This is a genomic window from Rhizobium sp. KNZ2-6A, from assembly GCF_056755475.1.
In genome coordinates, this window is the sequence record NZ_JBNDIC010000008.1 from 1 (window position 1) to 26,677 (window position 26,677).

Consider the following 26,677-nt stretch of genomic DNA (forward strand, 5'->3'; position numbering starts at 1 on the left):
CGTTGACGGGAACTTTTGCCGCCACCAACTGATGTAGGCGTCGTCGGTCGGCGAGAGCAAGCTGCGTATAGCATCGGGACATGCCAAAATCTCCAAAGTGAAGCCATTGAAATCATTGGCATGTCGCACTTGGAAATAGAATGTACCCCGTTACATACAAATATCAGATAACGTACATTATGGAACTAAATCGTATGCCTCGCATATCGGCGAGCCTGTGCTCTGCCAAGCCATCGTAAGCTTCGATAATCAGCTCAACGACCAACCTCGTCCGTGCTCACTAAGAGCTTGTCGATCCGTCTACCGTCGAGGTCCACCACCTCGAAGCGCCAGCCGTTCTTTGCGAAGCTTTCGCCTACGTCCGGAAGATGGCGCAGCTCCTGCAGCACGAAGCCTGCGACGGTCTGATAGTCGCGATCGTCTTCGATCTTAAGGTTCATGAAATCAGCGAATTCATCGATGGGCATCCAGCCCGAGACGAGATAGCTACCGTCGTGACGGCGGACGATCGCTTGTTCGCCGCCGGCATCGGCTTCTTCCTGTACCGCGCCGAGAATAGCTTCGAGAATATCGCCTGAGGTGATGACGCCTTCGAAATGGCCATATTCGTCATAGACCAGCACCATGTGCGACAAGGACCGGCGCAGCGCCCTGACGACATCAAGCGCGCTCGAAAGGTCCGAAACGATCGGCACCTGCTTGGCCAGCGCCAGAATGTCGACGGCACCGCCGGAGGCCAATGCATCGAAGAAATCGCGCGTCGTCAACACCCCGACGATCTCGTCGGAGCTGTCCTTGCGCAACGGCAGCCGGGCCTTTTCGGTGCGGCGAAGCTGTTCGCGGACCTCATCGAAACTGTCTTCTATATCGATGACCTCGACATCGCGACGCGGTGTCATCAGCGCCCTGGCGTTTCGGTCGGCCAAGCGCATGACACTCGAGATCATCGCCTGCTCTTCCGTCGCGATGACGCCGGCGCTCTGCGCTTCGGCCAAAACCGTCTTGATTTCTTCATCGCTGACGCCGTCTGCGGCCTTGCCGGATTGGCCGAGCGCGCTCAGGACCAGTCTGCCCGAAATATCGAGGAGCCAGACGAGCGGGGCCGCGGCACGAGAAAGGAACACCATGGCCGGCGCAACCTTGCTGGCAACGGCTTCAGGCGCCCGAAGCGCCACCTGCTTGGGCACCAGTTCTCCAATGATCAGTGACAGGTAGGTGATGGCGACGACGACGGAGCCGACACCGATTGTATCGGCAACCGCCGTCGATAAGCTTTGCATGGCAAGCCAGCCCGACAGCCTGGCGCCAAGGGTAGCGCCCGAAAAGGCGCCGGATAGAACGCCGACGAGCGTAATGCCGATCTGCACGGTGGACAGGAAACGCCCCGGCTCTTCGGAAAGCCTTATCGCCATTGCGGCACCGCGGCTGCCTTGGTCGGAAAGAACCTTAAGTCGAGCGGGTCGCGACGATACGATCGCCAGTTCCGACATGGCAAGCACGCCGTTGAGAAGGGTGAGAACGACAACGATCGAAATTTCGAGAAGCAAAATCGGCCCTTTTTGGTTTCAGCGGAAAGATAGGTGGCAGGAGCGGCAAAAACCAGCATCCCATGGCCATGATTTCCATGGCGCCACCATCAAGAACAGTTCGCTGACCCTAGCGCATGGCCGGCAGGATATCCGCGGCAAGCTCTTCCATGACCTCGCCGGGCGGCCTGCCCTGGGCGATGAGGTTGAAAGCGACGTGATGAATTCCGGCTTCGCGCATCGCAGACAGCGCATCGATCAGCCCTCGCCTGCCGGTTCTGCCGCCGAGATTGACCTCCTCATACGGTGCATCGGATCTGTCGAGCAGGTCCAAAACCATCGACTGGCCGAAGCCGCGAAAGTCGGTGACGACTTTTGTCTGGGCGTTATGCCACAACGCCAGCCGGTCTTTCTGGACGGACAGCGGCCGGTAATAAGTCATCCAGGCCGCCGCATGTCTGGCGATCCATTCGAGGGATTGCGACGATGACCCCACAGCCACCATCGGAACGGACGCCTGCTGTCGGTGAGGCCTTATCGCAAATTCCTCCCGTACGCGGCCATCTTCGCCGATGACCTTTTGATCCGGGTGGAGAGCGGCGGCGAGGCGTTCCCAATGCGATTGGAAGAGCGCCTTGCGGTTCTCGACACTTTCACCGAACACCTCATATTCGCTCGGCCTGTCTCCGGAACCAAGGCCGAGGACGAACCGTCCTTTCGAGAGGGATGCCATCGAAAGGGCAGCCTTGGCGATATGAAGCGGATGCCGCAGAGGCAGCACGATCGCGCCCGTTGCCAGGGCGATCCTGGATGTGGAGGCTGCCAATGCCCCGAGGAAGACCCATGGATCGGCGTGGCCGATCGGGTCGGGGTAGCTTTCGCTGTTAAGGGGAACGTCCCTCACCCATAAGGCATCGAAATCCAATCCGTCGGCCTGGGCGGCAATACCGAGCTGGTCGTCGAACCGCACGTCGGCAAGGGTCCTCTCCTGCGCCGGCAGGACAACGCCGAATGAAAGCCCATCGGGATGGAAAAGCACGTTACGCCTGAATCCTGTTGCCTCTGGCAGGGAGATAAGGCGGCCTGCCGCCGAGAAAAAGGGCTGGTGTCTTGTTGTGTGCGGCGGTGCGACATTCACTTGGTATGATCCGCGTGAAGAGGCGGATCATACGGCTTGAAATTAGCATTTCCGATGGAAGATCGCGCCGGCAGCTCAGCTTGCGGCGATGCATTGCTTGACGAAATCGCGCAAAGCCTTCTTTCCCAAGCCCTTGGCCGTGCCTTGATCATGGCAGGTCTCACGTTTCGCCGCTCGGACTGCCAAAAAACTTCAAGCTAGGCTTCGGCTTATAAGCTCGGAGGCAACGAGTTTGTCGGCATCCAAACTTGAACATTGTGAAATGGGCATATTTCGGTCAGTTTCCGCCTCATGCGATATGTCCAAGAAGAGTCTGCCATTCTGTTTTGCACCAACGAAACCGATATGGCTCTGGTCGCAGCCGACGGCGCCCAACGGCCTCTAGGCTTGAACATGCATTAGCGTGCTGTTCGAGTGACTGCTCGTCGAGACGGATGGGCGCACATTCAATTCGGCTCGGAAGAGTTCCGAGTCCGAGAAGAGTGTCTGAGGTTCATTGAGCCGCTGCATTTTCACGTCGGAGACAATGTCGAATTTTGCGATGGTCAAGGAACCATCCGAGACATCATTTGGCATTTCAAAGACGGAGAACCGAACTACCACCTTGAGCAGAGTGGAAAAAAGCTCTCAAGACGCTACCTCACAAGCGATCTTGTTCGCTTGTGAGGCATGGCCTGCTCGCCGGGCACCTTTAGTAAACCACGACGCCCCTGACACTCTTTCCGGAATGCATGAGGTCAAACCCCTTGTTGATGTCCTCGAGCGGCATGGTGTGGGTGATCATCGGATCGATCTCGATCTTGCCCTCCATGTACCAGTCGACGATCTTCGGCACATCGGTGCGGCCGCGGGCGCCGCCGAAGGCCGTGCCCATCCACGAGCGGCCGGTGACCAGCTGGAACGGCCGTGTCGAAATCTCCTGGCCGGCGCCGGCAACGCCGATGACCACCGACTTGCCCCAGCCGCGATGGCTGGCTTCCAGCGCCTGGCGCATCACCTTGGTGTTGCCGGTGCAGTCGAACGTATAGTCGGCGCCGCCGATCTGGTCGGCGCCGCGCTTCGTCATGTTGACGAGGTAAGGCACGATGTCGTCGCCGACCTCCTTCGGATTGACGAAATGCGTCATGCCGAAGCGCTCGCCCCATTCCTTCTTGTCATTGTTGAGATCGACGCCGATGATCATGTCGGCGCCGGCCAGCCGCAAGCCCTGGATGACGTTGAGGCCGATGCCGCCGAGACCGAAGACGATGGCGGTTGCCCCCATCTCCACCTTGGCGGTGTTGATGACCGCGCCGATGCCGGTGGTGACGCCGCAGCCGATGTAGCAGATCTTGTCGAAGGGGGCGTCGGGATTGACCTTGGCAACGGCAATCTCCGGCAGCACGGTGAAATTGGCGAAGGTCGAGCAGCCCATATAGTGATGGATCTTGTCCTTGCCGATCGAGAAGCGCGAGGTGCCGTCCGGCATCAGGCCCTGGCCTTGCGTGGCGCGGATTGCCGTGCACAGGTTGGTCTTGCGGCTAAGGCACGACGGGCATTCGCGGCATTCGGGCGTATAGAGCGGAATGACGTGATCGCCCTTCTTCACCGAAGTCACCCCCGGTCCGACATCGACGACGATGCCGGCGCCCTCATGGCCGAGGATAGCCGGGAACAAGCCCTCAGGATCGGCGCCTGAGAGCGTGAAATCATCGGTGTGGCAGATGCCGGTCGCCTTGATTTCGATCAGCACCTCGCCGGCCTTCGGCCCCTCAAGCTGAACCGTCATCACCTCAAGCGGCTTGCCGGCAGCAACCGCTACGGCTGCTCTTAAGTCCATGGAAATTCCTCCAAAATCAATGGTCTATAGCTGGTATCTCGTTTGATTTGTTAGCTAGATACTCTCGCCCACAAATCACTTACTTCCTGCCTCATCAGCAGGGATTCCTCCCAGCGGTCGGTGGTATCTTCGCCGTCGCGCCCCGTGATGGCATAGGGTTTCGGCCCCAACTCGCAAGTGAAGGCGAGCGTTGCGTCCTTGTCGGCGCGGTTGCGCCAGCTCTTGAAGCCATATTCCCACCAGCCGAGGAAGAGATCGACCCATGGCCTATGGTGCTGGAAGGAGATCTCGATCTGCACCTGTTCGCGCGAGGCGACGCGGCCGTGGAAGGCCCAGGAGCTGTCCAGGATTCGGTGTATGAGCGCATGGTTCTCGTCGGATACCGGCCAGGCGAATTCGCGCCCGACGAGGAAATGGGAGATGTCGCCGAGCAGTCGCAGATCCGGCAGCCGATCGAGCAGGTCAAGCGTGAAGAACAGATCCGTCGTCATGCGGTCGCGATGCGTTTCGATCCAGACGTCGATGCCGGCCTCTTCCGCCAGCCGCTGCCATCCCTCAAGCAGGGGAATGCAGTCTTCCAGCCGCCTCAGGCGCACATCCGGCTGCAGACAGATGTGGTGAACGTTGTATTCGGCGGCGACCTCGAGCACCGGCTTCAGATCGTCGATGGTCTTCGGAAAGCACTGGCCTTCCGCCTGCAGGCCATGCTGCTTGAGCAGACCGGCGACACGGGAAACGACGTTGCGATCGTACCAATGGGTGCTGATACCATCAAAGCCGGCGGCGGCGATCTTTTCGATATTCTCTTCCAGAGAAAGCTCTGGATATCGTGCGCTGCGCCGCTCCATGGACCAGAGCGACTGGAATATGAGCAAGTTCTGCATAGGTCCTCCCGTACCAGTGGCTTGCTCAGATCACGAATCCGAAGCCTTTGCCAGTCGCCGCAGTGATGGCTTTTGATCATCGGCGCGTTTCATTGCAAAGCCGATGTATTCGCAGGCCGCGAGCCAGCGGTATGATGGTTTTTCATCAAAATACTTTCGGACGTTGATAGGCTTCAATTCGAGAGCCTTAACTGAGCGAACAAGCGTCGAATCTGAGATCCCTGTTGCCGAGGGCGGCTGGCCGCGAACTGCTTCGTGCTGAAGCAGGCCGCAGTTGAGCTCAGGCGGGCATTCGTGTCAGACGCAGAACTCCGGTATGGTCGACATCCAGAGCAAGGCGATCATAATCCACGACGTTCGGATGCCGCGTGAACAGCGGCGTTCGGTGGGTCGCGCTGATGACGAGCACGGAAGCGCCAGACGCTTCAGCTGCCTCTATTCCGGCAGGCGCATCCTCAAAAACGAGACAATCTTCAATGGGTTGCGCCAATATCTTTGCAGCCAGAATGAAGCAATCCGGTGCTGGCTTGCCATTCTGCACATCCTCTCCGGTAATCAGAACCAGTGGCCAGGGAATACCGGCCGCCTCAAGGCGAACCCTGGCGAGCTCGCGTGGCGCGGAGGTGACGATCGCCCATCGATCCGCCGGCAGGCTTTTCAAGAAGTCGATGGCGCCCGCAATCGGTTCGACACCGGCCACGTCATCGATTTCGGCCTGTGTGAGGATCCTGGCCTCTTCGGCGGGATCGATCCCCGACAGGCCGAGCCGGGTGATCGTCTCGACCGCCTTGCGGCCGTGAACGGTCGCCAGCAAGTTGACGGCGTCGACGCCGCGTTTTTCAGCCCATGCGGTCCAGACCCGTTCGCCGACCGCGATCGAATTCAGGATGGTTCCATCCATGTCGAACAGGAAGGCGCCGAAGGTGCGGCCGTCAAAGGGCATCAGGATCGATCCTCGGCTTTCTGATTGGACGACAGACGGTCGAGAATGGCCTGTGCGGTATTGGCGTCGGTGACCAAAGCATTGATCATCCCCGATCGCGCGGCGCCGATGATGCCGCTTGCCTTGCCGGGGGTCGCCGCGACCGCGATGCAGAGTGGCACCTTGCGCAATTGTTCGGGCGAGGCGGCGATCATGCCCTCTTCTCCGTCCCAATGCAGGATTTCGCCCGCTTCGGTGACATAGTGGCGCAACACGTCGCCAGCCGCGTGGCTCAGCGCTTTTTCTCCGGGCAGCGCTGTCTCCGAAGGGTTTGCGGCATGCGTCAGCCCGACACCGACGATCGCAGCATCCAGCCTGTCCCAAAGGGAGGTCACCTGCTGCACGGTAGGGTCGCCCAGAAACGCATCCCGGAGTTCGGCCGAGGAAATATAGGGCGCATGCAGAAAATGCGGCACGCCGCCCATCTGGGCTGCCGCCTGGCGGACGAATTCGTTGATCTGGAAATGTGGGGCTGCCTGTTGCATACCGCCATTCAGCGCGACCGTGACGATACCGGGCAATTGCGGCAGCCCCGCCATTGTCACCTCGCGCACCGCCCTTCCCCACCCGATGCCAAGCGTCGAGCCGGAGCGCAGGCCTGCCTGCTGCAGAAGCGAGCCGACCGGTGCTGCAAGCGCGCTCAGCACATTTGACGACGGCGTATCGATCACGGCGGCCGTGCGCAGCTTCAGGCCCTCGATCAGCGCGGCGCTCAGATCCTCGGCGGGAGAGAGATCGATCACTTCGATCCGGACGATCCCGACCGCTCGGGCGCGCTGCAGCAATCGCGAAACCGTCGCCGTCGATAGGCCGAGCTTCCTGGCGATATCCACCTGCGACATGTCGGACTGGTAGTGCAATTTGGCGACCGTATGCAGCAAAGCGCGATTTGCCGCAGCCTCCTGCGATTGAGACGAATTCAGGTTGAAATTCCTTTCTGCAATGTGTTACATCTACGGCACTTGAGGGAGTTATCGCTCAAAACAGCCGGTTTCGCAACGTTTATACCGCGCATGAGAGCCCTCAATTTCAAGAGCAGCGCCCTCTTCGAGGAGTGGAGAAGGCTTGCTCGGGCGGGTGCCGTTTCACGACGGCTGGAGGAAGGATCATATGACGAAATTGACGACAGCGGAGATGCGCGGCTACCAGCAGATTTGTGGTAGCGACGGTGCCATGATGGTAATTGCCTGCGACCAGCGCGGCGGCATGCGTAGCCTCCTGGCCAAGGATCCGGCAGAACAGGCCGCCATCTCGGACCAGGTGCTGGGGGATACAAAGGCCGATATCGCCCGGTTCCTGGCAAGCAAGGCGTCCTGCGTGTTGGTCGATCCGATCTGCGCCGTGCCTGCGCTGGTCGACGATCGTGTCCTTCAGCGCGACACCGCGCTGCTGATCGGCCTCGACGCATCCGGTTGGGATACCTCGTCGGAAGGCTATCGCCTATCGAAATTGGTCCCTGGCATTTCGGCGCGCCGCGTGCGCCAGCTGGGCGCCACCGGCGGCAAGATCATGGTTTATCTGCGCTCGGATCGGGAAGCGGCGAATGTCCATAATATCCGGATACTGAAGCAGTGCATCGAAGACTTTGCCCACGAAGATCTTTTGCTCGTCGTCGAATTCCTGGCCTATAAATTCGAAGATGAGGACGAGGCCGGCTATAAAGCCGAGCTGCCGTCGCTGATCGTCGGGGGCAGCAAGATCTGCCTGGATCTTGGCGCGAAGGTTTTGAAGATCCCTTATCCGGGTTCGTCTGAAGCCTGCGCCGAAGTCACGCGTCTTTCGGGCGACGTGCCATGGGCGGTGCTCTCGGCTGGCGTCGACCATGCAACCTTCCTGACGCAGGTCGAAGATGCCATGCGCAACGGTGCTTCCGGTGTCATCGCCGGCCGCTCGCTGTGGAAGGATTGCATCTCGCTCGACCGCTCGGTCACCAAAGATCGACTGGAATCGGTTGCGGTGCCAAGGCTTCGCGAAATCCAGGCCGTCATCGCGACGCACTTCAAGGGCACGGGCTCGCACGGCGTTGACCACAGGCAGCGCGCCAATGGCTGACATCGCCATCGGCGTCGATATCGGCGGCACGAATATTCGTGCGGCCCGCGTCTCCGCCCGCGGCGAGATCCTTGCCAAATTGTCGGAACGCACCCCGGCCGATCCCTTGCAGGTACTGGAGCGTGTCGTCGCAATGGCGCGCGAGCTCGACGCGCCCGAAGTCTCAGGCGTCGGCGTCGGCATACCCGGGCGGGTCGATGTGGCCAGCCGCGAGATTCTGTCGGGCGGCATCCTCAACCTTGCCAGCCTCGACTTCGTGCAGCGGCTCGAGGCAGCTTTCGGAAAGCCTGTCGTCATCGAGAATGATTGCAGCATGGCGCTGATCGCCGAAATGCGGATCGGCGGCGCCAAGGGCTTTCAAAATGTTGCGATGCTGACGATCGGAACGGGTATCGGCGGCGCGGTCGCCCATGCCGGGCGCATTTATCATGGGCATAGGGCGGCAGGGCAGCTCGGCCACATCTGCGTGGCGCAGGACGGCCCGCCCTGCCCTTGCGGCAGGCGTGGCTGTGTCGAAACCTTCAGTTCCGGAACCGCTTTGCGCCGACACATCGCCGAAGCGGGATTGTCGGTCGTGACAATCAAGGAGGTGTTCGACATGGCTGCCGAGGGAGATGATGCGGCGGCGCGTGTCTTGCGCCAATGGGCAATTCCTCTGCGAGCGGCACTCGATAATATCGCGGCGACGATGGATCCCGAAGTCATCCTGCTTGGCGGCGGGCTCGGCTGCGACGCGGCGCGTGCGCTTGCAGACCTGCCGGCGGCAGCGCCTTGGTTCTGCCCCGCAATATTGCCGGCGAAACTCGCCGACGATGCCGGCGTGATTGGCGCGGGCCTGTCAATTTTCGCTGCCGATGCTCCACCGCAGAGAAAGCAGGTCGTCCTGGTCAACGGCGTGCCGGCCTCCGGTAAAAGTCGCCTTGCCAAGGCTTTGTCTCAGCGAACCGGTTGGCCGGTCCTGTCCCTCGATGGTATCAAGAATCCGTTCCTGCAGCATATCGGACCAGTCGATCGCGACTTCAACCGGACCTTGGGAAAGGCGAGCTACCAGGCGATCTGGTCCTTCATCGCCGAGGCGCCGGCCGGCTCGACCTTCATCGTCGATGCATGGTTCGGTTTTCAGCCCAAAGCGCAGCTCGAAAGCTATATCAGCGCCGCGAAGGTCGGGCATGTCGCCGAGCTATGGTGCGAGGTGCCGGGATCGGTTGCAGGCGCGCGTTATGCCAGCCGGCTGCAGGATCGATTGCCGGGCCATCCGGGTGCCGAATACGTGTCGGAACTAATGAAGCTTGCCGATCGTGCCGAGCCGATGGGCTGCGGTGCGGTGATGACGATCGACCAGACGAAAGAGCCGGACATGGACACGATCCTGGCCTGGGTTTGGCGCGTGTTCGACCGCGAATAATATCAGTCGCCGTCCGGATGGACGGCATAAATGCTGGATAAAGCCGACCGTCGTGCGACGCTATGTCCCTCGGCGGATAATGATATTGTTGTCGACATTGAATTGCTTAAGCATATCAAATGGATGAAGGAAATTCCTTGCAGAAAAAAATTACTTGACGTGCCACGGTAACCCACTGATTATCGCTGTGCCGGACAGGGGAGGTTCGGCTTCAAGAGGAGGAAAATTATGGAGCGCCGCTCATTTCTCAAGGCTTCGGCCGTGGCATCGCTTGCTACGGGTGTCGCGGCTGTTGCCGGCACCACCAAGGCTGCAGACAAGAAATTTACGATTGCCCTTATTCCGGGCCTGACGACCGATGCTTTCTACATCACCATGCGCAAGGGCGCGGAGGCCGCGGCCAAGGCCATCGGCGCGACGCTGGTGTTTCAAGGCGGCCCCGATTTCAACCCGGTGACGCAGGTTCCGGTTCTTGATGCGGTGATCGCCAAGAAGCCCGACGCGATCCTCATCGCCCCGACCGACAAGGATCAGCTGGTCCAGCCGCTCAAGAAGGCTGCGGATGCCGGCATCCCGGTCATCACCGTCGATACCTTCATCGGTACCGGTGTCTACCAGACCGGCAAAGGCGATGCCGATTTTCCGCTGGCCTACATCGCATCAGACAACCTGCTCGGCGGTGCGATCGCCGCACGCGCGCTGGCGAAAGCCGTCGGTGAAAAGGGCAAGGTCTATGTTTCCAACGTGAAGCCTGGCATCTCGACCACGGATCAGCGCGAGCAGGGCTTCAAGGAGGAAATGAAGAAGTATCCGAATATCACCGTTCTGGAGACGCAGTATAACGACGACGACGCCAACAAGGCGGCATCGCAGCTGCAGGCGGTCTTTGCCCGCAACTCCGATCTCGACGGTGTCTTCGGGGCCAATCTGTTCTCTGCCCTTGGTGCCGCCAACGGCGTGCAGCAGGCCGGCCAGACGGGCAAGATCCGCGTGGTCGCCTTCGATGCGCCGACGTCGATCGTCGACAACATCAATTCCGGCCTCGTCGATCTGGCGATCGCGCAGCACCCGGCTGAAATCGGCTATTTCGGCGTGATGGCAGCCTACGCGCACCTGACCGGCAATTCGATCCCGACGTCGATCGGCACCGGCTTCACGGTCATCGACAAATCGAACGTCGCCGACAAAAAGGTCGCGAAGTTCATCTACTCCGATTGATCGGAGATAGTCTGTGCCTCGCCGATCGGCGAGGCACATCATCCAACGATGATAGAGCGAACGGCGCCGTGATCTTCGCGCCTTCAACGCTTCAGTTTGGACCAGTCCATGACAATCGACAATGCAGAGGTCCGCAAGGCGGATCATCACGTGGCGCCGCAGGCGGATCACGGCGACCAGGCAAAAACCATCCTAAACCGCATCGCGCAATTGCGTGCATGGCTCTTTCTTGCCGGACTTATCGTGAGTTTCGAGATCTGGGCGCGGATCGATTTCGGTGGCACGTTCGTCGGCTCAAGCTTCAACTGGCAGTCCGTCGCGATCTTCGCGGTGGCGCCGCTGCTTTTGGCGATCGGGCAGACCTTCGTCATCATTTCCGGCGGCATCGATCTGTCGACCGGCTTCATCATGGGGCTTGCCGCCGTCGTCGCGGCACACATCGCCAATATCGCTGGGCTCTACATGCCCCTGCCGGTCGCGATGATATTCGGCATTCTTGTTGCCATGCTGGCAGCCGCCGTACCCGGCTTCATCAATGGTCTCCTGGTCTCCCGTCTCAAGGTTCCGCCGTTCATCGGCACGCTTGGCATGTTCGGTGTTGCGCGCGGCACGGCCTTCCTGATTGCCGGCGGCACCACCGTGCCGGTCAAGAATTCCTATTTCGCCGAGCTCGGCAACGGGCGGTTCTACGGCGTGCCCTATCTCGTCATCGTCACGCTGGTCTTCGTGGTGATCATGCATTACCTGCTGAGCCAGACCCGCTTCGGCCAGCATAATTACGCCATCGGCGCCAATGCACAGGCCGCGCGCCGCGCCGGCATCGACATCAAGTCCCACCTGCTGCGCCTCTATATTCTCTCGGCCGTCTGCGCGGGCTTGGGCGGTGCGCTTTATGCTGCCCGTTTCACCGCGGGTGCTGCCCAGGCCGGCGAGCCGCTGCTGCTCGACAGCGTGGCCGCGGTCGTCATCGGCGGTGCAAGCCTGTTCGGCGGCTCCGGCACGATCACCGGCACCATTGCTGGCGCTCTCGTCATCGCGGTCATCCAGTACGGCCTCGTCTTCATGAATGTGGAGCCGTTCTGGCAGTTCATAGCCGTCGGCATCGTCATCATCATTTCGGTGCTCATCGACCAGGCGCAGCGCCGGTTCAGCGGAGCGAAACAGGATGAATAGCGCGACTCCCCTCCTCGAGGTCCGCAATCTCTCGCGCTATTTCGGCGCGGTGCGTGCCCTCGACAATTGCTCCATGGTCGTCCGGCCCGGCGAAGTCGTGGCGCTTGCCGGCGATAACGGCGCCGGCAAGACGACGATGATCAAGGCGATCTCCGGCGTCTATCCGCCGACGGCGGGCGAAATCCTGATTGAAGGCAAGCCCGTCACCTTCTCATCGCCGCAGGATGCGCGCGAGAAAGGCATCGAGACGATCTACCAGGATCTGGCGCTCGCCGACAATCTGACGATCGGCTCCAACATCTTCCTTGGACGCGAACCGATGAAGAAACTCTTCGGCTTCTTGCCGGTGCTCGACCGGAAGGCCATGGCGGAAGCGGCCCGCAAGACGATGGCGGAACTTGATTTTCATGTGAAGCGGCTCGATGCGCCGGTCAGCAATTTCTCCGGCGGCCAGCGCCAGGCGGTCGCGATCGGGCGCGCGGTTTACTGGAATGCCCGCATTCTGGTCATGGATGAGCCGACGGCGGCGCTCGGCGTGCCGGAACAGCGCAAAGTCGTGGCGCTCATCAAGTCACTGAAGGCGCAGGGGCGCGGCGTCATCTTCATCTCGCACAATCTGCAGGATATTTTCGCGGTCTCCGACCGCATCGTTGTCCTGCGGCGCGGGATCGTCGCCGGCGAGCGCAACATCGCCGACACCAATCATGAAGAAGTCGTTCGGCTCATGATCGGCGGGTAGCGGGATCGCCAGCACTGAGATCGAGAACGGCAATGGTGTTTATCGCCATTGCCGTTTCCCTATCGGCAATCAAGGGGGGCATGTTGGATTCGCAAGCGCAGCAAAACGCCGGCAAGCGTGATTCCCGTTGATTTATCTGATTGCATTCTTATATGATTGCTATCAATGCAATCAAATGTGGGAGTGTGAAGCAATGCCATCGATCACCATCCGCAATGTGCCGGACGAGGTGCATCGCGCGATCCGGGTGCGAGCTGCAATGCACGGTCGCAGCACTGAAGCCGAAATCCGCGACATTCTGGAAAAAGCGGCAAAGCCGGAAGGCCGCGTGAAGCTAGGTTCGCTGTTGACATCCATCGCCCGTGAAGCAGGTGGTCTAACCGAAGCCGAAGCCGAGAGCTTCAACGAGCTTCGCGACAAGACCCGGGTCGAACCGATTAGCTTCGAATGATCGTTCTGGACACCAACGTCATTTCCGAGCTGTGGAAGGCCACGCCCGATCCCACTGTGTTGTCGTGGATCGACGCACAGATGATCGAAACTCTTTACCTCTCGATCATCACCGTTGCCGAACTGCGCTTCGGCTTAGCCACGATGCCGGAAGGCAAGCGGCGTACGATCTATCAAGACCGACTGGAAAGAGAGGTTTTGCCGGCCTTCGCCAACCGGGTTCTGCCGTTTGACCTGGACGCCTCGCAAGCCTATGCCGATCTGATGACGCTAGCAAGGGCGGCAGGCAAGTCCATTGGCAAGGCGGACGGCTATATTGCCGCCACGGCCGCCTCACATGGCCTTATGGTAGCCACGCGCGATACCAGCCCTTTTGAGGCTGCCGGCTTAAACGTCATCAACCCTTGGAACACCTAGAAATGAAAAGCGGCGAAGGCAGCCGTGCGACGTGCGATAAGTCCGTCGGACAATCCGAACACTCAACTGGCAGCTTGTTCGCGCTGGGCATTGCCTGGCGATCTAGGCGCCCGCACCCATTCGATCGGCGATCGCGGAGCTGACAAGGAAATGTTCGCGACCTTCGACCGGGGACATGCGCACTCCTGACCTATCCCAGCAACAAATACCGTCTGGAGACTGGATCGAGAAAGAACCACCGGGCTATAAGTGCTTTTCCTGGAGGCAAGCAGGCATGACCAAAGCCGTACACACCGTGTCTTTCACAGATGCTGCACCGACGATAGGCGACATCGCTTCGATCGCGCGACGTAGCGCACGGATCGAGGTTTCACCTAATGTCAAAGACAAGATCGCCACAGCCCGCGCTGTCGTTGAACGTTATCTGGTGGCCGACCGGCCTGTTTATGGTTTGACGACAGCATTAGGCGCGGGCGTCGACACTCGACTTGCCACCGACGACCTCATTGCTTTCCAATTGCGCGTGCCGCAAGCCCGCGCAGTCGGCGTCGGGCCAGCGCTGCCGCGCGAAGCCGTAAGGGCAATGATGGCCGCCCGCGTCGCTGGCATGGCGGCTGGCGGCTCCGGCGTGTCGCTCCCGGTTTTCGCCGGCCTCGCCGCCGCGTTGAATGCCGGCTTTCATCCGGTCGTGCCATCGCTCGGCTCGATCGGTGCCGCCGATCTTGCGCCTTTGGCGCATATGGCACGGGCATTGTTGGGGGACGGCGAGGCTGAAGTGGATGGCACGGTCATGCCGGCGCTGGACGCTCTCGCGAAAGCCGGCCTGAAACCTTTGCCGATCGCGCCGAAGGATGGCCATGTCCTTGTCGTCGCCAACAGTCTTTCGGTCGGCAAGGCGTGCCTCGGCATCGAGGATATCGAGCGGCTTTTTGATTGGTCGCTTGCGGCGATCGCCCTGAACTTCGAGGCATTCCGGGCGAACGTCTCGGCCTTCGACGACCGGGCGCTGGCGGCCCGGCCGGCCTTCGGCCAGCGCGAGGCGGCGGCGAGACTTCGCGAGCTGCTTTCCGGAAGTTCTCTTCTTATCGATGGCGCGGCGCGGCGTCTGCAGGATCCCTTGAGCTATCGCTGCGCTCCCCAGGTATGGGGCGCCCTCCTCCATGCGATCGGCGAGGCGCGCGCCGTAACCGAGATCGAACTTGCCAGTTCCGGCGACAATCCCGTCGTGCTGGCCGAGGAAGGGCTTATCCTGTCGCATGGCAATTTCGACATGACGGCCTTCGTTCTCGCATGGGAGCGGCTCGGCCAGGCAATCGCCCATTGTGCGGCGGGGATCGCCTACAGAACCATGAAGATCATGTCACCTGGCATGTCAGAGCTGCCGCGATTCCTGACGCCGCTCGGACAGAGCAGAACGGGTTTTGCCACGGTGCAGAAAACCGTCTCGGCACTCGAAGCCGAGATACGCCATCTGGCTATGCCGGTCTCGCTCACGCCTATTCCGGTGGCGGACGGCATCGAGGACCAGGCGTCGATGGCGCCGAGCGTCCTGTCGAAGATCGAGGCCATGATTGAGTGGCTGCGCTATCTCGTCGCCATCGAACTTGTCGCATCGGCCCAAGCCGTTGAGCTGCGCGATGTGATGGGCGAGCTCGGTGCCGGGACGCTGCGCGCCTATCGCAAGGTGCGCGAATTGGTTCCGCCGCTGGAGGAAGACCGTGCGCAGGGCCCTGATTTTCAGAGGCTGTCGGAGTTCATTAAGAATGCCGACGCGACGGAGGTGGCTTCCTGATCGCTATGGCGGCAAGGTGGTCCGCGCCCATCGCCTTGCTTTTCCGCAGGCCGCCCATGCGGCCCGCATCATTCGTTAGACCGACATGGCCCGGTGAAAGGCCTGGAGAACCGTAATGCAGGAAATCTGGATCGACTATCTGAATGCCATCGATGCCAAGGCGCTGGCGCTTTCCAACGACGAAATACTCGACGCCGTGACCAAGGCGCTCGATGCGCAGGGGCGTGGCGAGACCGTCATCGAGCCTCGCGTTCATCTCGTGCCGGAGAGTTCCGACAAGGGGCATTTCAACGTGCTGCGCGGCTATGTGAAGCCGCTCGACTATGCCGGCGTCAAGGTCGTCGGCGATTTCGTCGACAACTACAAGCAGGGCCTGCCCTCGGAAATGGCGGTCCTCAACCTGTTCGATCCGCGCACCGGCGTGCCGAAGGCCATCATCGATGCGACAGCCATCACCGACATGCGCACCGGCGCCGTCACGGCCATCGGCGCACGCCATCTCGCCCGCAAGGACAGTAAGATCCTCGGCCATATCGGCGCGCGCGGCACCTCCTATTGGAACGTGCGGCTGCTCGATCACATCTTCGATTTCGACGAGGTCCGCGTGCATTCGCGCCGCCCCGAGAGCCGGGAAGCGTTCGCCGCGCGGCTGGAACAGGATCTCGGCAAGAAGATCATCGTGACTGATAATTGGGAGGATTGCCTGAAAGGCGCCGACATCATGATCGAGGCGAGCCGCCTGCCGGAGCCGACGCCGCTCTTCAAGACTGCGTGGGTCAAGAAAGGCGCCTTCGTCGTGCCTTACGGCACGATGAGCGCGCTCGAATTCGACCTGACCGATATCATGGACAAGGTCGTGGTCGATGATTGGGGGCAATGCGGTCCCGGTCGCCCCTTCGGCGCGCTGCGTCGCCATGTCGACGAGGGCAAGGTGACGGCCGAAACACTGCATGCCGAAATCGGCCAGATCGTTTGTGGCGCCAAGCCTGGCCGCGAAAGCGATGACGAGACCATCCTCTTTTGGCATCGCGGGCTCAGCACGACCGATGTCGCGCTCGGCGCGGCGATGGTCGAAAAAGCAAAACGCATGAATATCGGCCAACGCCTTCGGTTTGCGTGACGAGCCATGACGATATCTCCCACGCCCGCCCCTGCCATTGCCTGCTCGCGCATGTACAATCTCAGCCCGAAGATATCGGGGCTTTGGGACCGCCTCTTTCATTGGCTTGCGGATCGGTCTGATGTCGAGCTTGAGGTCATCGCCCATGCCGCTCCGGCGCCGCTTTCCGAGCTATGGGCGCGTCCGGACATGGGCGCCGTCTTCATGTGCGGCTTTCCGTTCTCCAGACTTGCGAAATCGGAGCGTCCGTCGCCGCTCGTAGCGCCTGTTTCGCTGGCGGGTTGGGCAAACGGCCAGCCGGTCTATGCCAGCCATATCGTTGCCGCCCGTGACAGGCCGCTTGCAGAGGCCGACCTTGCGACTGCGCGCTGGGGCTGGACGGTGCGGGACTCGCAATCCGGCTACAATGCGCCACGCGAATTCTTTGCAGCACTTGCCGGCGGACGGCCAGCGACCGAGACCTTCGGTCCGCTCCTCAACCCGCGCGGCGTAATCGAGGCGATCCGTTCAGGCGCCGTCGATGTCGGCGCGATCGATGCCTATGCCTACCAGCTTCTGGAGATGCACGAGCCGGAAATGATTGCATCATTGCGCGTCATCGCCACGACGAAGCCGGCACCCTTCCCTCTGCTGGTTGCCTCCCGACAGCAACCGCCCGAAATCACCGCTGCGCTTCGTGCCGCTCTGCTTGGCGCGCACCAGGACCCGGAAGGGCGCGATATCCTTGCGTCACTCGGGCTGGCTGCGTTCGCGGAAGCGGATATTGCCGCATATGAGCAGCTGCCTGCGCGAGCGCTCGCTGTCGATGAAGCTCTCGGGACGTGGTGAAGTTCGAATAAACTTCCGCCGCTTTCGCTGAGGCAGCAAAAGGAAGCAATCAATAGGCGGCGCATTCCGCGCTGGTGGCTTGCTTCAATAATTTGCCAGCAGCGACGCGAAGGCATTCCTCGAACGCCGTCAGGTCCACAAAGAGCTGATCCGCCGCGACCTGACGCGTTATGATGATGCCGTTGCGTGCCGCAATGCCGCCGTCGAGCATCAGATTGTCGGCCATATCGAAGTTTTCCAGCGCCATTCCGTCGGGACCGCGATGGCGTCCGTCCGGACCGAGACGAACCTCGCCACCATAAAGCCCGCTCACGCGCTCGAAATGGTTCTCCGTGCAATTGGAAAAGGCGAATGCCGGGCAGCCGCGTGCGCACATGAAACCGAGCTCGAAGGCTGTGCCGACATCCGCGGCAATACCGCGAAACGGCGTCAGGTTGGCGATGATGAGATCGGCGCTCGACATCAGTTTCTCGTTGATCGCGCTGATGGCAAGACCCCGCTCTCGACGGGTCTCCGTCTCCGGCACCACTAGATCACCGGGCGAGACGGGCGTAAATCCGTAAGCGCGAGCCAATGCAATCTTGCGATCAAGGATTTCCCTTGCGTTGGGAAGGAAGACTTCGGGGCCTGCCAGATATGCTCTCAATAGCTTTGCCTCTCGACACGATATTGCACCGCGGGAATTGCGGAACCATATGAAGCCCTATGGCCGATTCAAGCCTCTTCTGCCATAGCCTGAAACATAATTTACGGAAACGCGAAATAGAGGCGATTGCCGTTTCCCGGCCGCTGACGAGGCGCGTATAGTCATGTTCACGATCGAATGGCGTCGACGGCCCGTGACAGCTAACGGAATTTGTGGGGTATAAGGAAATGCAATCTTCCATCGAGGCAATTGCCGAATCATCACATGACGACCGCGGCAACTGGCCGACAAAGCAGAGCAAGATTCTCGATTGGCTGATGAACGATGTGCGCGACCAGCGTTTCATCGATAACATCCTCGTCGAGCTCTGCGAAAAAATGCGCGCAGCCGGAATTCCGATCGCAAGAGCGACCATGCATTTCCGGACGATGCATCCGCAATGGCTCGGCGCGCGGATTCTCTGGCGTACGGGAATGAAGGAAGCCGATATCGCGACCTTCAGCTATGGTGTCGAGAATACGCCGCAGTTTCTGGCAAGTCCTATCAACGAGATCTTCAATGGTGCGACCGAAGTCCGGCAAAACCTGGAGGTTTCCGGCAAGGAGCAGCTGACCTATCCTTTGTACAAGGAAATGCATGCCGAAGGGCTGACGGACTATATCGCCTGGCCGATCTATCATACGCTCGGCAAGCGTCACATTGCCACATTTGCCACGGATGCACCCGGCGGCTTCACCGAGCAGCATTTGACTTTTTTGAAGGACTTGCTGCCGGCGCTGACAATGGTAACCGAGATCCGGCTGAAGAATATCATGGCCCGCACGCTGTTGCGCACCTATGTCGGGCCGCATGCCAGTGAGAAGATCCTTGCGGGTGCGACGACACGCGGCAGCGGCACCACGGTCGGCGCTGCCATCCTCATCTGCGACCTAAGAGATTTCACCACCATTTCCGATATGTGGCCGCGCGACGATGTCATCGAACTGCTCAACAGCTATTTCGATGCCATGGTCGAGCCGATCGAAAAACATGGCGGCGAGATTCTCAAATTCATGGGCGACGGCTTGCTCGCCATCTTTCCGTTAAGCGATCCCAACGCATGCCACAATCTTCTTCTCGCCGTCAGCGAGGCGCAGGCGGCCGTCGCCTTACTCAACGAGGAAAACCGCAAGCATGGCCGCGAAGTGCTGCGTTATGGCGTGGGCGTGCATGTCGGCGATGTCATGTATGGCAATATCGGCTCGCGCACCCGGCTCGATTTCACCGTCATCGGTCCGGCCGTCAACATTGCCTCGCGGCTGGAATCGCTGACCAAGGAGGTCAAGCGGCCGGTGCTGCTCTCGAAAGCATTCGTCGATATGGCCGCATGCCGGCGCGATATGGAAAGCCTTGGTTCTTTCCCCCTCAAGGGTCTGGGTGAGCCGGTCGATGTATTCGCCTTCGCGGCAAAAGAGATGCCCCGGCAACCTGGCTGATCGTCGTATCAAATCGCCCGGTGAAGCGGCGATTTGATACGACGCGACTCAGTCGGTTGCAAAACGTGAAATGGTCGGGGGTGCCGCTGCGGATCGACTTCCCTATATTGTGAAGTGGATCATGACGATAGCCGCCTTATTTTTGGGATCGTTCTGCGCGTACGTACGTTTAGTAAGGGTTGATTCTATCGGCTCGACCACGAGGGTGCCTGCCACCCCATAATACTCTGACAAGGAGAAAACAGATGAGAAAAATTTTGACCCTGGCATTTTCAGCAGCATCGTTGATCGTTGCAGGCGTGGCGGTGGCACGGGCGGCGGATATGCCGACGACCTATCGCGAAGAAGAGCCCGATCAGCGCAATGGGGTAAAAATCGGCTATCTCGAATGCGAAATCGGCGGCGGTGTCGGCTATGTCCTTGGCTCGGCCAAGGAGGTGGATTGCACCTTCCATTCGACGGTCGGACGCGAGCGCATCGACCACTATACCGGTGCGATCAGGAAGATGGGTGTAGATCTCGGGTTTACGACCCGCAGCCGGCTTGTCTGGTTGGTCTTCGCGCCGACAGCCGGCTATCATCATGGTTCTCTGAGTGGTCTCTATCAGGGCGCCACCGTTGAAGCGACGGTCGGAGCCGGCGTCGGCACGAACATTCTCGTTGGCGGCACGTCCGGCTCGATCCATCTTCAGACCGTAAGCGTGACAGGTCAGCTCGGCCTGAACCTTGCCGCGACCGGCACGTCGGTTACGCTGACCTCGGCCGAGTAAGCTTTCGGCGACAGTCATATATTGCATGATATGGCCGCTCCCGCCTGGCGCTGGAGCGGCCGTTATTTTTCGTGCGGACGGCGCGCCAGCGCGGCGCTATAGCTAAACAAAATGTGATTCATTGGAGCCAGGTTCATGACCGATACCGTCACCGATCGCTTTCTTCGTTACGTCGTTATCGATACGCAATCGGACCCGACCTCGCGAGCGCAGCCTTCCACCGAAAAGCAGAAAAATCTCGGGCGCGTCCTCGTCGACGAGTTGTTGGCGATCGGCCTTTCCGACGCACATCTCGATGAGCACGGCTATGTCTATGCGACCATCCCGTCGAATGTCGACAAGCCGGTTCCCGTGATCTGCTTCTGCTCCCACATGGATACGGCGCCCGATTTCACCGGCACGAATGTCAAGCCGCAAGTCCTCAAGAACTACGGCGGCGGCGATATCCGTCTGCCCGGCGATCCGCAGCAGGTCATCCTCGTCGACGAGCACCCCGCCCTGCGTGACCAGATCGGCAACGACATTATCACCTCCGATGGTACGACGCTGCTCGGCGCCGACGACAAGGCGGGCCTTGCCGAGATCGTGGCTGCCGCCCAATATCTCGTCGACAATCCGGATATCCGTCACGGCACCATCAAGCTTCTGTTCACGACCGACGAGGAGATCGGACGCGGCGTCGACAAGGTCGATCTGAAGAAGCTGGGGGCACAATTCGCCTATACGGTCGATGGCGAAACGGCGGGCCATATAGAAGACGAAACTTTTTCGGCCGACAGCGTCGACATCGTCATCCAGGGCGTTGCCATTCATCCGGGCTTCGCCAAGGGAAAGATGGAAAATGCCATCAAGATCGCCGGTACGATCATCGACAGGCTGCCGAAAGACATCGCCCCCGAAACGACTGCGGACCGGGAGGGCTTCATTCATCCCACCGGCATCAGCGGTTCGATGGAGAAGGCCGCGCTCGGCTTCATCATCCGCGATTTCGACGAGGCGGGTCTTGCGGTCAAGGAGAACAGGCTGGAGCAGATCGTCAGGGATGTCATGGCCGCCTATCCCGGCTCCTCGCATACATTTACCGTCAAGCACCAATACCGCAACATGAAGCCAATCCTCGATCGCCACCCGCAGATCGTCGAAAATGCCGTCGAAGCCATCCGGCGGGCCGGCATGACGCCGGTGCGCGGCAGTATTCGCGGCGGTACGGACGGTTCCAGGCTCTCGTTCATGGGCCTGCCCTGCGCCAATATCTTTGCCGGCGGACATGCCTTCCATTCGCCGCTGGAATGGGTCAGCCGCCAGGATATGGAACGAGCCGTGAAGACGCTCGTTGAGTTGGCGAAGATCTGGGCGGAACGCTCCTAGAGCGCTCAGCTTTTCACGCAATCCCTGACCGCTCTATCTCTTTGTTGTCCCGCAATTCCGGACGGAAAACCGCTGCGCACTTTTCCTGGAATTGCTTTAAGCGTTTCCCAAAAATGGACGTTTTTCCTGGTTTACCAATCTATGCGAGCGACGTTGTCGAGCGCCTCGCGGCCTCGTCGCAGCATCACGCCTGGCGCATCCACCGCCTTCGTCAATATATGGCGAGCGCCGGCCAGCGGGCGAAAGCCAACCCCTTCCTCCACGACGGGAGGCGGATCGTCGTCCCGGGCAAGAGTTGGCTCCGCCTCGGCATATTGCGGATATCCCGAGATCAACGGATCGCGTGTTTCGCATTGCGGCAGGCAGCGATCGAAACGCTCGACGTCGCCGGAGGCCGCGACACTCGTCTTAACGGCATCGGTGCGTGAAGCGACCTTCCTCGCCGGAGCGCTGCTTTTCGCAGCGGTGAGAGGCGATGGCTGCGGGATCGGCACCGACATCACCTGTTGGGCCGGGCTTGCATCCACCGCGACCTGCATTCCGTTCGTCGCCACATCATCCAGCAGTCCGCCGCTGCTGATCGTAATTCGACCGCTGTCATCTTTAATGCGCATGGCGCGTTCCGTTGGAGCCGTCTGAACAATCATGTAGAGCGCACCAACCACCGTGCCGCAAACGGCGAGACCAGAACCCAGCCGCCGGGTCGTCTCGCTTTGGCCATTCCACCATCTCATAGGCTGCGTATCCATCGATCGCTCCTTAGGACAAGATCTCGCCTTGCCTATTCTGACGCGAACTGTGGCGCGGCTTTTACCGAAACATGGCTAATTCCGGACCTTTTGCAAAAAGATGCTGATTGGGGCGCTTGTCCAGGGGGACGATCGGCAAGTCACGGGCTGCCGTTCGATCCGTGAGCCTGGCGCGTCTCTTTTTCAAAGTTTGACCCCAGCGAATCACCACTCTTTTTTCAAGTGCATGATTCGCGGAATTCGAAGCTCATATTCCCGCCGCCATCAGCCAGTTTTGGTGGTCATATATTTCATTCCTCGTTAACCATATTGTTCAAAATTACCAATCATACGTAAGTAATTGCTCAATAAAACGAAATTATACTTTGGAGGTATACTTTCGATACTGTGGCGTTCTCGTCCGCCCTTTTCTGCCTCATTGCCAGCAAAGCAGATATGTGATTACTTTATTATATTCTGATGTTTTTTGCGGGATGTGCTGAGGGGGGAATGCGAATGCTGAGATTTATGCGCGGCGCTGTCTTTGCTGCTATCACAATGATCGCAGCAGCGCCGTCCGTCATGGCTGCCACCGCGACGGCCAATATGACGGTTCGCATTACCATCCAGGCGCAGTGCCTGATCCAGAGCGCCAACGATCTTGATTTCGGCACCAACGGCGTCATCGCCGCCAATATCGATCAGGCCACCACCATCGGCGTTCAGTGCACATCGGGGCAAACCTACAATATCGGCTTGGGTGCCGGCGCCGGCAGCGGAGCGACGACGGCCGTGCGCGTGATGACAGGGCCGAGCAGTGCAACGATCAATTACGGCATTTATCGCGACGTCGCCCGCACGCAGACCTGGGGCATAACCATAGGTACTGACACTGTCACAGGGACAGGCAATGGCGCGGTCCAGAACATAAACGTTTATGGCCGCGTGCCGCCGCAGACCACGCCGGCTGCGGGCGTCTACACGGATACCGTGGCGGTCACCGTCACCTACTGAAAACCCGTCGATAGAGGGAGGCTGTCATGCAACGCATGTTGCCATGCATTGCCGCGTCCGTGCTTTTCTGTCTCAGTGCCTACGGCATCAACGCGGCGTCCCTGCGCGTAGCGCCCACCAGTCTCGAACTCGTGGCGCCGGCCAGCGCGACTGTTTTGAACCTGGGCAATGACGGGGACCACCCCATCAACGTGCAGATACGCGTTTTCAAATGGAGCCAGGCTGACGGCATAGAGCGCCTGGAGCCGACGAGGGATGTCGTCGCCAGTCCTCCGTCGACGAGGATGAACCCGAATGGCCAATACGTGGTCCGGGTGATCCGCACGAACAAGGCACCGGTCAGAGCGGAAGAAACCTACCGCGTCATCGTCGACGAGTTGCCCGATCCATCACGGAGCCGGGCCGGCACGGTGACCCTCATCATGCGTCAGTCCATTCCCGTCTTTTTCAAGCAGGCGGATGTGAAGGCGCCCGATGTCTCCTGGAGCCTTGCCCGTCAAGGCGGCGGTCTCGTTTTGGTCGGCAGGAACAATGGCGGCAGCCGCTTCCGTTTGTCGAACGTCACCCTGGTGCAAGGAGGGACGAAGATCAGCAACCGCGATGGGTTGGTCGGATATGTGCTCGGCGGTGCGACGATGCAATGGCCGATCGGGACGACGAGGTCCCTTTCCGGCAGCGCGGTAACGCTGCATGGCCAGAGCGATCTTGGGCCGTTCGATGCAAAAGTCGCCGTTAATCAACGGTAGCGCCGGTGCCGTCCTCCTATACATGTGTCTTTCAGTTTCGGTGCTGCGTGCTCAGGAAGTGCCCAATCTGCCGGCGGCGGCCGTGACGGCGGACCGGCCGGCCGGCACCCGCGATATCTACCTGGAAGTATTCATCAACAATACGTCGATGAAGATGATCGGTAACTTCAAACAACGCCCGAATGGCTCGCTTGCAGCCGCCGCCGAGGAATTGCGCGAAGTCGGCATAAAGCCTCCCGCTGATGCCGACGACGACACGTTCATTGAACTCGGCGCTCTGCCCGGCCTGTCATATCAGATCGACGAGGAAACCCAACGGCTCTACGTCCAGACGACCGACCAGGGCCGTGCACCGCACGTCATCGATGTCAGGCGGCAACAGGAAAGCACGGTTCCCGCACCCCAGGCCGGCTACGGCGCCGTTCTCAACTATTCCCTCTATGCAAGCTCCAACAGCCTTTTTGAAGAGGGTTCGAACCTGTTCCAAGGCATCTCCGGCGCGTTCGATGCCCGCTTCTTCAGTCCCTACGGAACGCTCAATCAATCCTTCCTGGCTGGCTACTCCAACGGCAGCCTCGACGGCATAACCCGCCTCAACACAACGTGGAGCTATTCCAATCCGGAGAGGCTCCTGACCTATCGCGCCGGCGATATAACGACAGGCGGCCTCTCCTGGACGCGGCCGGTCTATTTCGGTGGCATTCAATTCCAGCGCAATTTCGCACTGCGTTCCGATCTGGTGACCGAGCCACTGCCGGGCTTTGCCGGCAGCGCCGCCGTCCCTTCGACACTCGATATCTACACGCAAAACGTCCGCACCTATTCAAGCGAAGTTCCCGCAGGACCGTTCGAAGTGACCAATCTCCCCGTCTTTTCCGGCGGCGGGCAAGCGACCGTGGTCTTGCGCGACAGCCTTGGGCGGGAGACGACGCAGACCTTGCCCTTCTATGCGTCCAATTGGCTTCTGCGTCGCGGCCTGCTGGATTTTTCGGCGGAACTCGGTCTCCCGCGGCGAAACTTCGGCACGGAATCGGATGACTATGACGGCCGGATCATGGGTGTTGCCACGGCTCGCTACGGATTGACCGATTGGCTGACGCTGGAGGGGCATTTCGAAGGTGGCGCGGATCTGTTGAATGGCGGCGCCGGAGCGGCCTTCCCGCTCGGCGCCTGGGGCGTGGCATCGGTCGCCGGTGCTGCGAGCAGAAGCGGCTCTCGCACGGGCGCGCTTGTGAATGCCTCGTTTGAGCTGAGCTACGACAGGTGGGCGCTCTATGCGCGCATGCAGCGCGCCTTCGATGATTACGACGACATAGCATCCGTTTCCGCCAGACCGACGGCGAGCACGGCAGGCGAATTCACGATATTCAGCGCCGGCGTGCCGCGTGCCATCGATCAGGTCACCCTCAGCGTGCCGGCGCCGCTGGATCTTTCCAGCCTCAATCTTTCCTATACGAGGCTTGAAAACTCGGACGGAAGCAAGAGCCGGATCGCGGGGCTTTCGTATAGCCAGACGTTCAAGCATGCGACGCTCTACGCCACTGCCTTCACTGACCTCGATGAACGAAGCAATTTCGGCGTCTTCGCCGGCCTTTCCATTCCCTTCGGCGACAGCGTCACAGCGAATACGGGCATCGAGAGCGGGCCGAACGGGCTTGACGTGGTTGCCGACGTTTCCAAGCCGCTGCGGCAGGAGGACGGCAGCGTCGGCTGGCGGCTGCGGACCTCCGAAGGCGAGGATGCCAACCGGGAGGCTGCGATCAGCTATAGAGCGCCATTCGCTGAGTTCGAAGCCGGCGTCCAGCAGCAGAACCATCAGGCACGGGCGGTCGCCCGCATGGACGGAGCCATCGCGGTCGCCGGCGGCGGCATCTTTGCCACCAACCGGATCGACGATGCCTTCGCCGTCGTCGACGTCGGCACACCGGATGTCGAAGTCCAGCAGCAGAACAGGCCGATCGGCAAGACCGGTTCGAGCGGCCGCATTCTGGTGCCGAACCTCAATTCCTATGAACCCAATACCGTTTCCATCGATCCCAAGAATCTTCCCGTCGACGCTGATGTGCCGGCAACCCGGGAAATTGTCGTCCCGGCGGATCGCAGCGGTGTCGTCGTCAAATTCGGCGTGGCGGAAGCGCCGCAGACAGCCCTCGTGACAATCAGAGACAAGAACGGGGCGCTCTTGCGGCCGGGCTCGAGCGGCACATTGCAGGGATCCGATGAGGAGTTTGCCGTCGGCTATGACGGCCAAGCCTATATTCGCGGACTGCATGCGCGCAATTCGATCGATGTGTCGCTGGAAGATGGAACGAAGTGCCACGCCGAATTCGCCTACAAGCCGCAACGAGGCGAGCAGGTGGTGATCGATGATGTCAGGTGTTTTTAGG

24 protein-coding genes are annotated in these 26,677 nt (G+C 60.3%); 16 read left to right on the plus strand and 8 right to left on the minus strand.

Annotation, left to right across the window (positions count from 1 at the left end; genetic code table 11):
* Nucleotides 1-254: 254 nt before the first annotated feature.
* The 6 genes from ACPYOP_RS07765 to ACPYOP_RS07790 form a co-directional block, all read right to left on the minus strand.
* Nucleotides 255-1,547, minus strand: a complete 1,293-nt coding sequence (locus tag ACPYOP_RS07765) for a hemolysin family protein (RefSeq protein WP_481409805.1) — start codon at nucleotides 1,545-1,547, stop codon at nucleotides 255-257.
* A 109-nt stretch (nucleotides 1,548-1,656) separates the two neighbouring features.
* Nucleotides 1,657-2,565 (minus strand): TIGR03571 family LLM class oxidoreductase, encoded by a 909-nt coding sequence (locus tag ACPYOP_RS07770; protein ID WP_481409806.1) that lies wholly within the window; start codon nucleotides 2,563-2,565, stop codon nucleotides 1,657-1,659.
* 790 nt (nucleotides 2,566-3,355) lie between these two features.
* Nucleotides 3,356-4,483: an S-(hydroxymethyl)glutathione dehydrogenase/class III alcohol dehydrogenase gene (locus tag ACPYOP_RS07775; RefSeq protein ID WP_481409807.1), complete on the minus strand. Its 1,128-nt coding sequence runs from the start codon at nucleotides 4,481-4,483 to the stop codon at nucleotides 3,356-3,358.
* A 50-nt stretch (nucleotides 4,484-4,533) separates the two neighbouring features.
* Nucleotides 4,534-5,367, minus strand: a complete 834-nt coding sequence (locus ACPYOP_RS07780) for a sugar phosphate isomerase/epimerase family protein (RefSeq protein ID WP_481409808.1) — start codon at nucleotides 5,365-5,367, stop codon at nucleotides 4,534-4,536.
* Between the two features lie 280 nt (nucleotides 5,368-5,647).
* Nucleotides 5,648-6,310 (minus strand): HAD-IA family hydrolase, encoded by a 663-nt coding sequence (locus ACPYOP_RS07785; protein WP_481409809.1) that lies wholly within the window; start codon nucleotides 6,308-6,310, stop codon nucleotides 5,648-5,650.
* A complete protein-coding gene (locus tag ACPYOP_RS07790) occupies nucleotides 6,310-7,230 on the minus strand; it encodes a sugar-binding transcriptional regulator (protein WP_481409810.1) in 921 nt (306 codons plus the stop codon). The genes ACPYOP_RS07785 and ACPYOP_RS07790 overlap by 1 nt, the downstream gene beginning before the upstream one ends.
* A 229-nt stretch (nucleotides 7,231-7,459) precedes the next feature.
* On the opposite strand from ACPYOP_RS07790, the gene ACPYOP_RS07795 reads away from it, so the two are divergent.
* The 10 genes from ACPYOP_RS07795 to ACPYOP_RS07840 all read left to right on the plus strand — a co-directional run bounded on the left by ACPYOP_RS07795 (nucleotide 7,460) and on the right by ACPYOP_RS07840 (nucleotide 17,543).
* Nucleotides 7,460-8,401 (plus strand): tagatose-bisphosphate aldolase, encoded by a 942-nt coding sequence (locus ACPYOP_RS07795; protein WP_481409811.1) that lies wholly within the window; start codon nucleotides 7,460-7,462, stop codon nucleotides 8,399-8,401.
* Complete coding sequence (locus tag ACPYOP_RS07800) at nucleotides 8,394-9,806, plus strand: ROK family protein (protein ID WP_481409812.1); 1,413 nt, start codon at nucleotides 8,394-8,396, stop codon at nucleotides 9,804-9,806. The genes ACPYOP_RS07795 and ACPYOP_RS07800 overlap by 8 nt, the downstream gene beginning before the upstream one ends.
* Before the next feature lie 228 nt (nucleotides 9,807-10,034).
* Nucleotides 10,035-11,024, plus strand: coding sequence for a substrate-binding domain-containing protein (locus ACPYOP_RS07805; RefSeq protein WP_481409813.1), 990 nt, complete (start codon nucleotides 10,035-10,037; stop codon nucleotides 11,022-11,024).
* Between the two features lie 108 nt (nucleotides 11,025-11,132).
* Entirely contained in the window at nucleotides 11,133-12,197 is a 1,065-nt protein-coding gene (locus ACPYOP_RS07810) for an ABC transporter permease subunit (RefSeq protein WP_481409814.1), read from the plus strand.
* Complete coding sequence (locus tag ACPYOP_RS07815) at nucleotides 12,190-12,936, plus strand: ATP-binding cassette domain-containing protein (protein ID WP_015343065.1); 747 nt, start codon at nucleotides 12,190-12,192, stop codon at nucleotides 12,934-12,936. Before ACPYOP_RS07810 ends, ACPYOP_RS07815 begins: the two co-directional genes overlap by 8 nt.
* A gap of 193 nt (nucleotides 12,937-13,129) precedes the next feature.
* A complete protein-coding gene (locus ACPYOP_RS07820) occupies nucleotides 13,130-13,387 on the plus strand; it encodes a FitA-like ribbon-helix-helix domain-containing protein (RefSeq protein WP_481409929.1) in 258 nt (85 codons plus the stop codon).
* Nucleotides 13,384-13,803: a PIN domain-containing protein gene (locus ACPYOP_RS07825; RefSeq protein ID WP_481409815.1), complete on the plus strand. Its 420-nt coding sequence runs from the start codon at nucleotides 13,384-13,386 to the stop codon at nucleotides 13,801-13,803. The genes ACPYOP_RS07820 and ACPYOP_RS07825 overlap by 4 nt, the downstream gene beginning before the upstream one ends.
* Nucleotides 13,804-14,077: 274 nt before the next feature.
* Nucleotides 14,078-15,595: an HAL/PAL/TAL family ammonia-lyase gene (locus tag ACPYOP_RS07830; RefSeq protein WP_481409816.1), complete on the plus strand. Its 1,518-nt coding sequence runs from the start codon at nucleotides 14,078-14,080 to the stop codon at nucleotides 15,593-15,595.
* Between the two features lie 115 nt (nucleotides 15,596-15,710).
* Entirely contained in the window at nucleotides 15,711-16,715 is a 1,005-nt protein-coding gene (locus ACPYOP_RS07835) for an ornithine cyclodeaminase family protein (RefSeq protein WP_481409817.1), read from the plus strand.
* Between the two features lie 51 nt (nucleotides 16,716-16,766).
* On the plus strand, nucleotides 16,767-17,543 hold the full coding sequence (locus ACPYOP_RS07840) for a phosphate/phosphite/phosphonate ABC transporter substrate-binding protein (protein WP_481409930.1): 777 nt from the start codon (nucleotides 16,767-16,769) through the stop codon (nucleotides 17,541-17,543).
* A gap of 49 nt (nucleotides 17,544-17,592) precedes the next feature.
* Here the strand turns inward: ACPYOP_RS07840 and ACPYOP_RS07845 are convergent, their stop codons facing one another.
* Nucleotides 17,593-18,189, minus strand: a complete 597-nt coding sequence (locus tag ACPYOP_RS07845) for a nucleoside 2-deoxyribosyltransferase (protein WP_481409818.1) — start codon at nucleotides 18,187-18,189, stop codon at nucleotides 17,593-17,595.
* A 227-nt stretch (nucleotides 18,190-18,416) separates the two neighbouring features.
* On the opposite strand from ACPYOP_RS07845, the gene ACPYOP_RS07850 reads away from it, so the two are divergent.
* From ACPYOP_RS07850 to pepT, 3 genes are all read left to right on the plus strand, one after another.
* A complete protein-coding gene (locus ACPYOP_RS07850) occupies nucleotides 18,417-19,664 on the plus strand; it encodes an adenylate/guanylate cyclase domain-containing protein (protein ID WP_481409819.1) in 1,248 nt (415 codons plus the stop codon).
* A 245-nt stretch (nucleotides 19,665-19,909) separates the two neighbouring features.
* Nucleotides 19,910-20,434 carry a DUF992 domain-containing protein gene (locus ACPYOP_RS07855; RefSeq protein WP_481409820.1) on the plus strand — a complete coding sequence of 175 codons (525 nt, stop codon included), beginning with the start codon at nucleotides 19,910-19,912 and terminating at the stop codon, nucleotides 20,432-20,434.
* A 135-nt stretch (nucleotides 20,435-20,569) separates the two neighbouring features.
* Nucleotides 20,570-21,802: a peptidase T gene (pepT, locus tag ACPYOP_RS07860; RefSeq protein ID WP_481409821.1), complete on the plus strand. Its 1,233-nt coding sequence runs from the start codon at nucleotides 20,570-20,572 to the stop codon at nucleotides 21,800-21,802.
* A 131-nt stretch (nucleotides 21,803-21,933) separates the two neighbouring features.
* Here the strand turns inward: pepT and ACPYOP_RS07865 are convergent, their stop codons facing one another.
* The gene (locus ACPYOP_RS07865) at nucleotides 21,934-22,551 is read right to left on the minus strand and encodes a hypothetical protein (protein WP_481409822.1); all 618 of its coding nucleotides are present in this window, start codon (nucleotides 22,549-22,551) and stop codon (nucleotides 21,934-21,936) included.
* Nucleotides 22,552-23,046: 495 nt separating this feature from the next.
* On the opposite strand from ACPYOP_RS07865, the gene ACPYOP_RS07870 reads away from it, so the two are divergent.
* From ACPYOP_RS07870 to ACPYOP_RS07880, 3 genes are read left to right on the plus strand one after another with little or no spacing between them, the layout of a single operon-like run.
* The gene (locus tag ACPYOP_RS07870) at nucleotides 23,047-23,544 is read left to right on the plus strand and encodes a Csu type fimbrial protein (protein ID WP_481409823.1); all 498 of its coding nucleotides are present in this window, start codon (nucleotides 23,047-23,049) and stop codon (nucleotides 23,542-23,544) included.
* A 26-nt stretch (nucleotides 23,545-23,570) separates the two neighbouring features.
* Complete coding sequence (locus ACPYOP_RS07875) at nucleotides 23,571-24,290, plus strand: fimbrial biogenesis chaperone (protein ID WP_481409824.1); 720 nt, start codon at nucleotides 23,571-23,573, stop codon at nucleotides 24,288-24,290.
* A 22-nt stretch (nucleotides 24,291-24,312) separates the two neighbouring features.
* Nucleotides 24,313-26,676 (plus strand): fimbria/pilus outer membrane usher protein, encoded by a 2,364-nt coding sequence (locus ACPYOP_RS07880; RefSeq protein WP_481409825.1) that lies wholly within the window; start codon nucleotides 24,313-24,315, stop codon nucleotides 26,674-26,676.
* Nucleotide 26,677 lies beyond the last annotated feature (1 nt).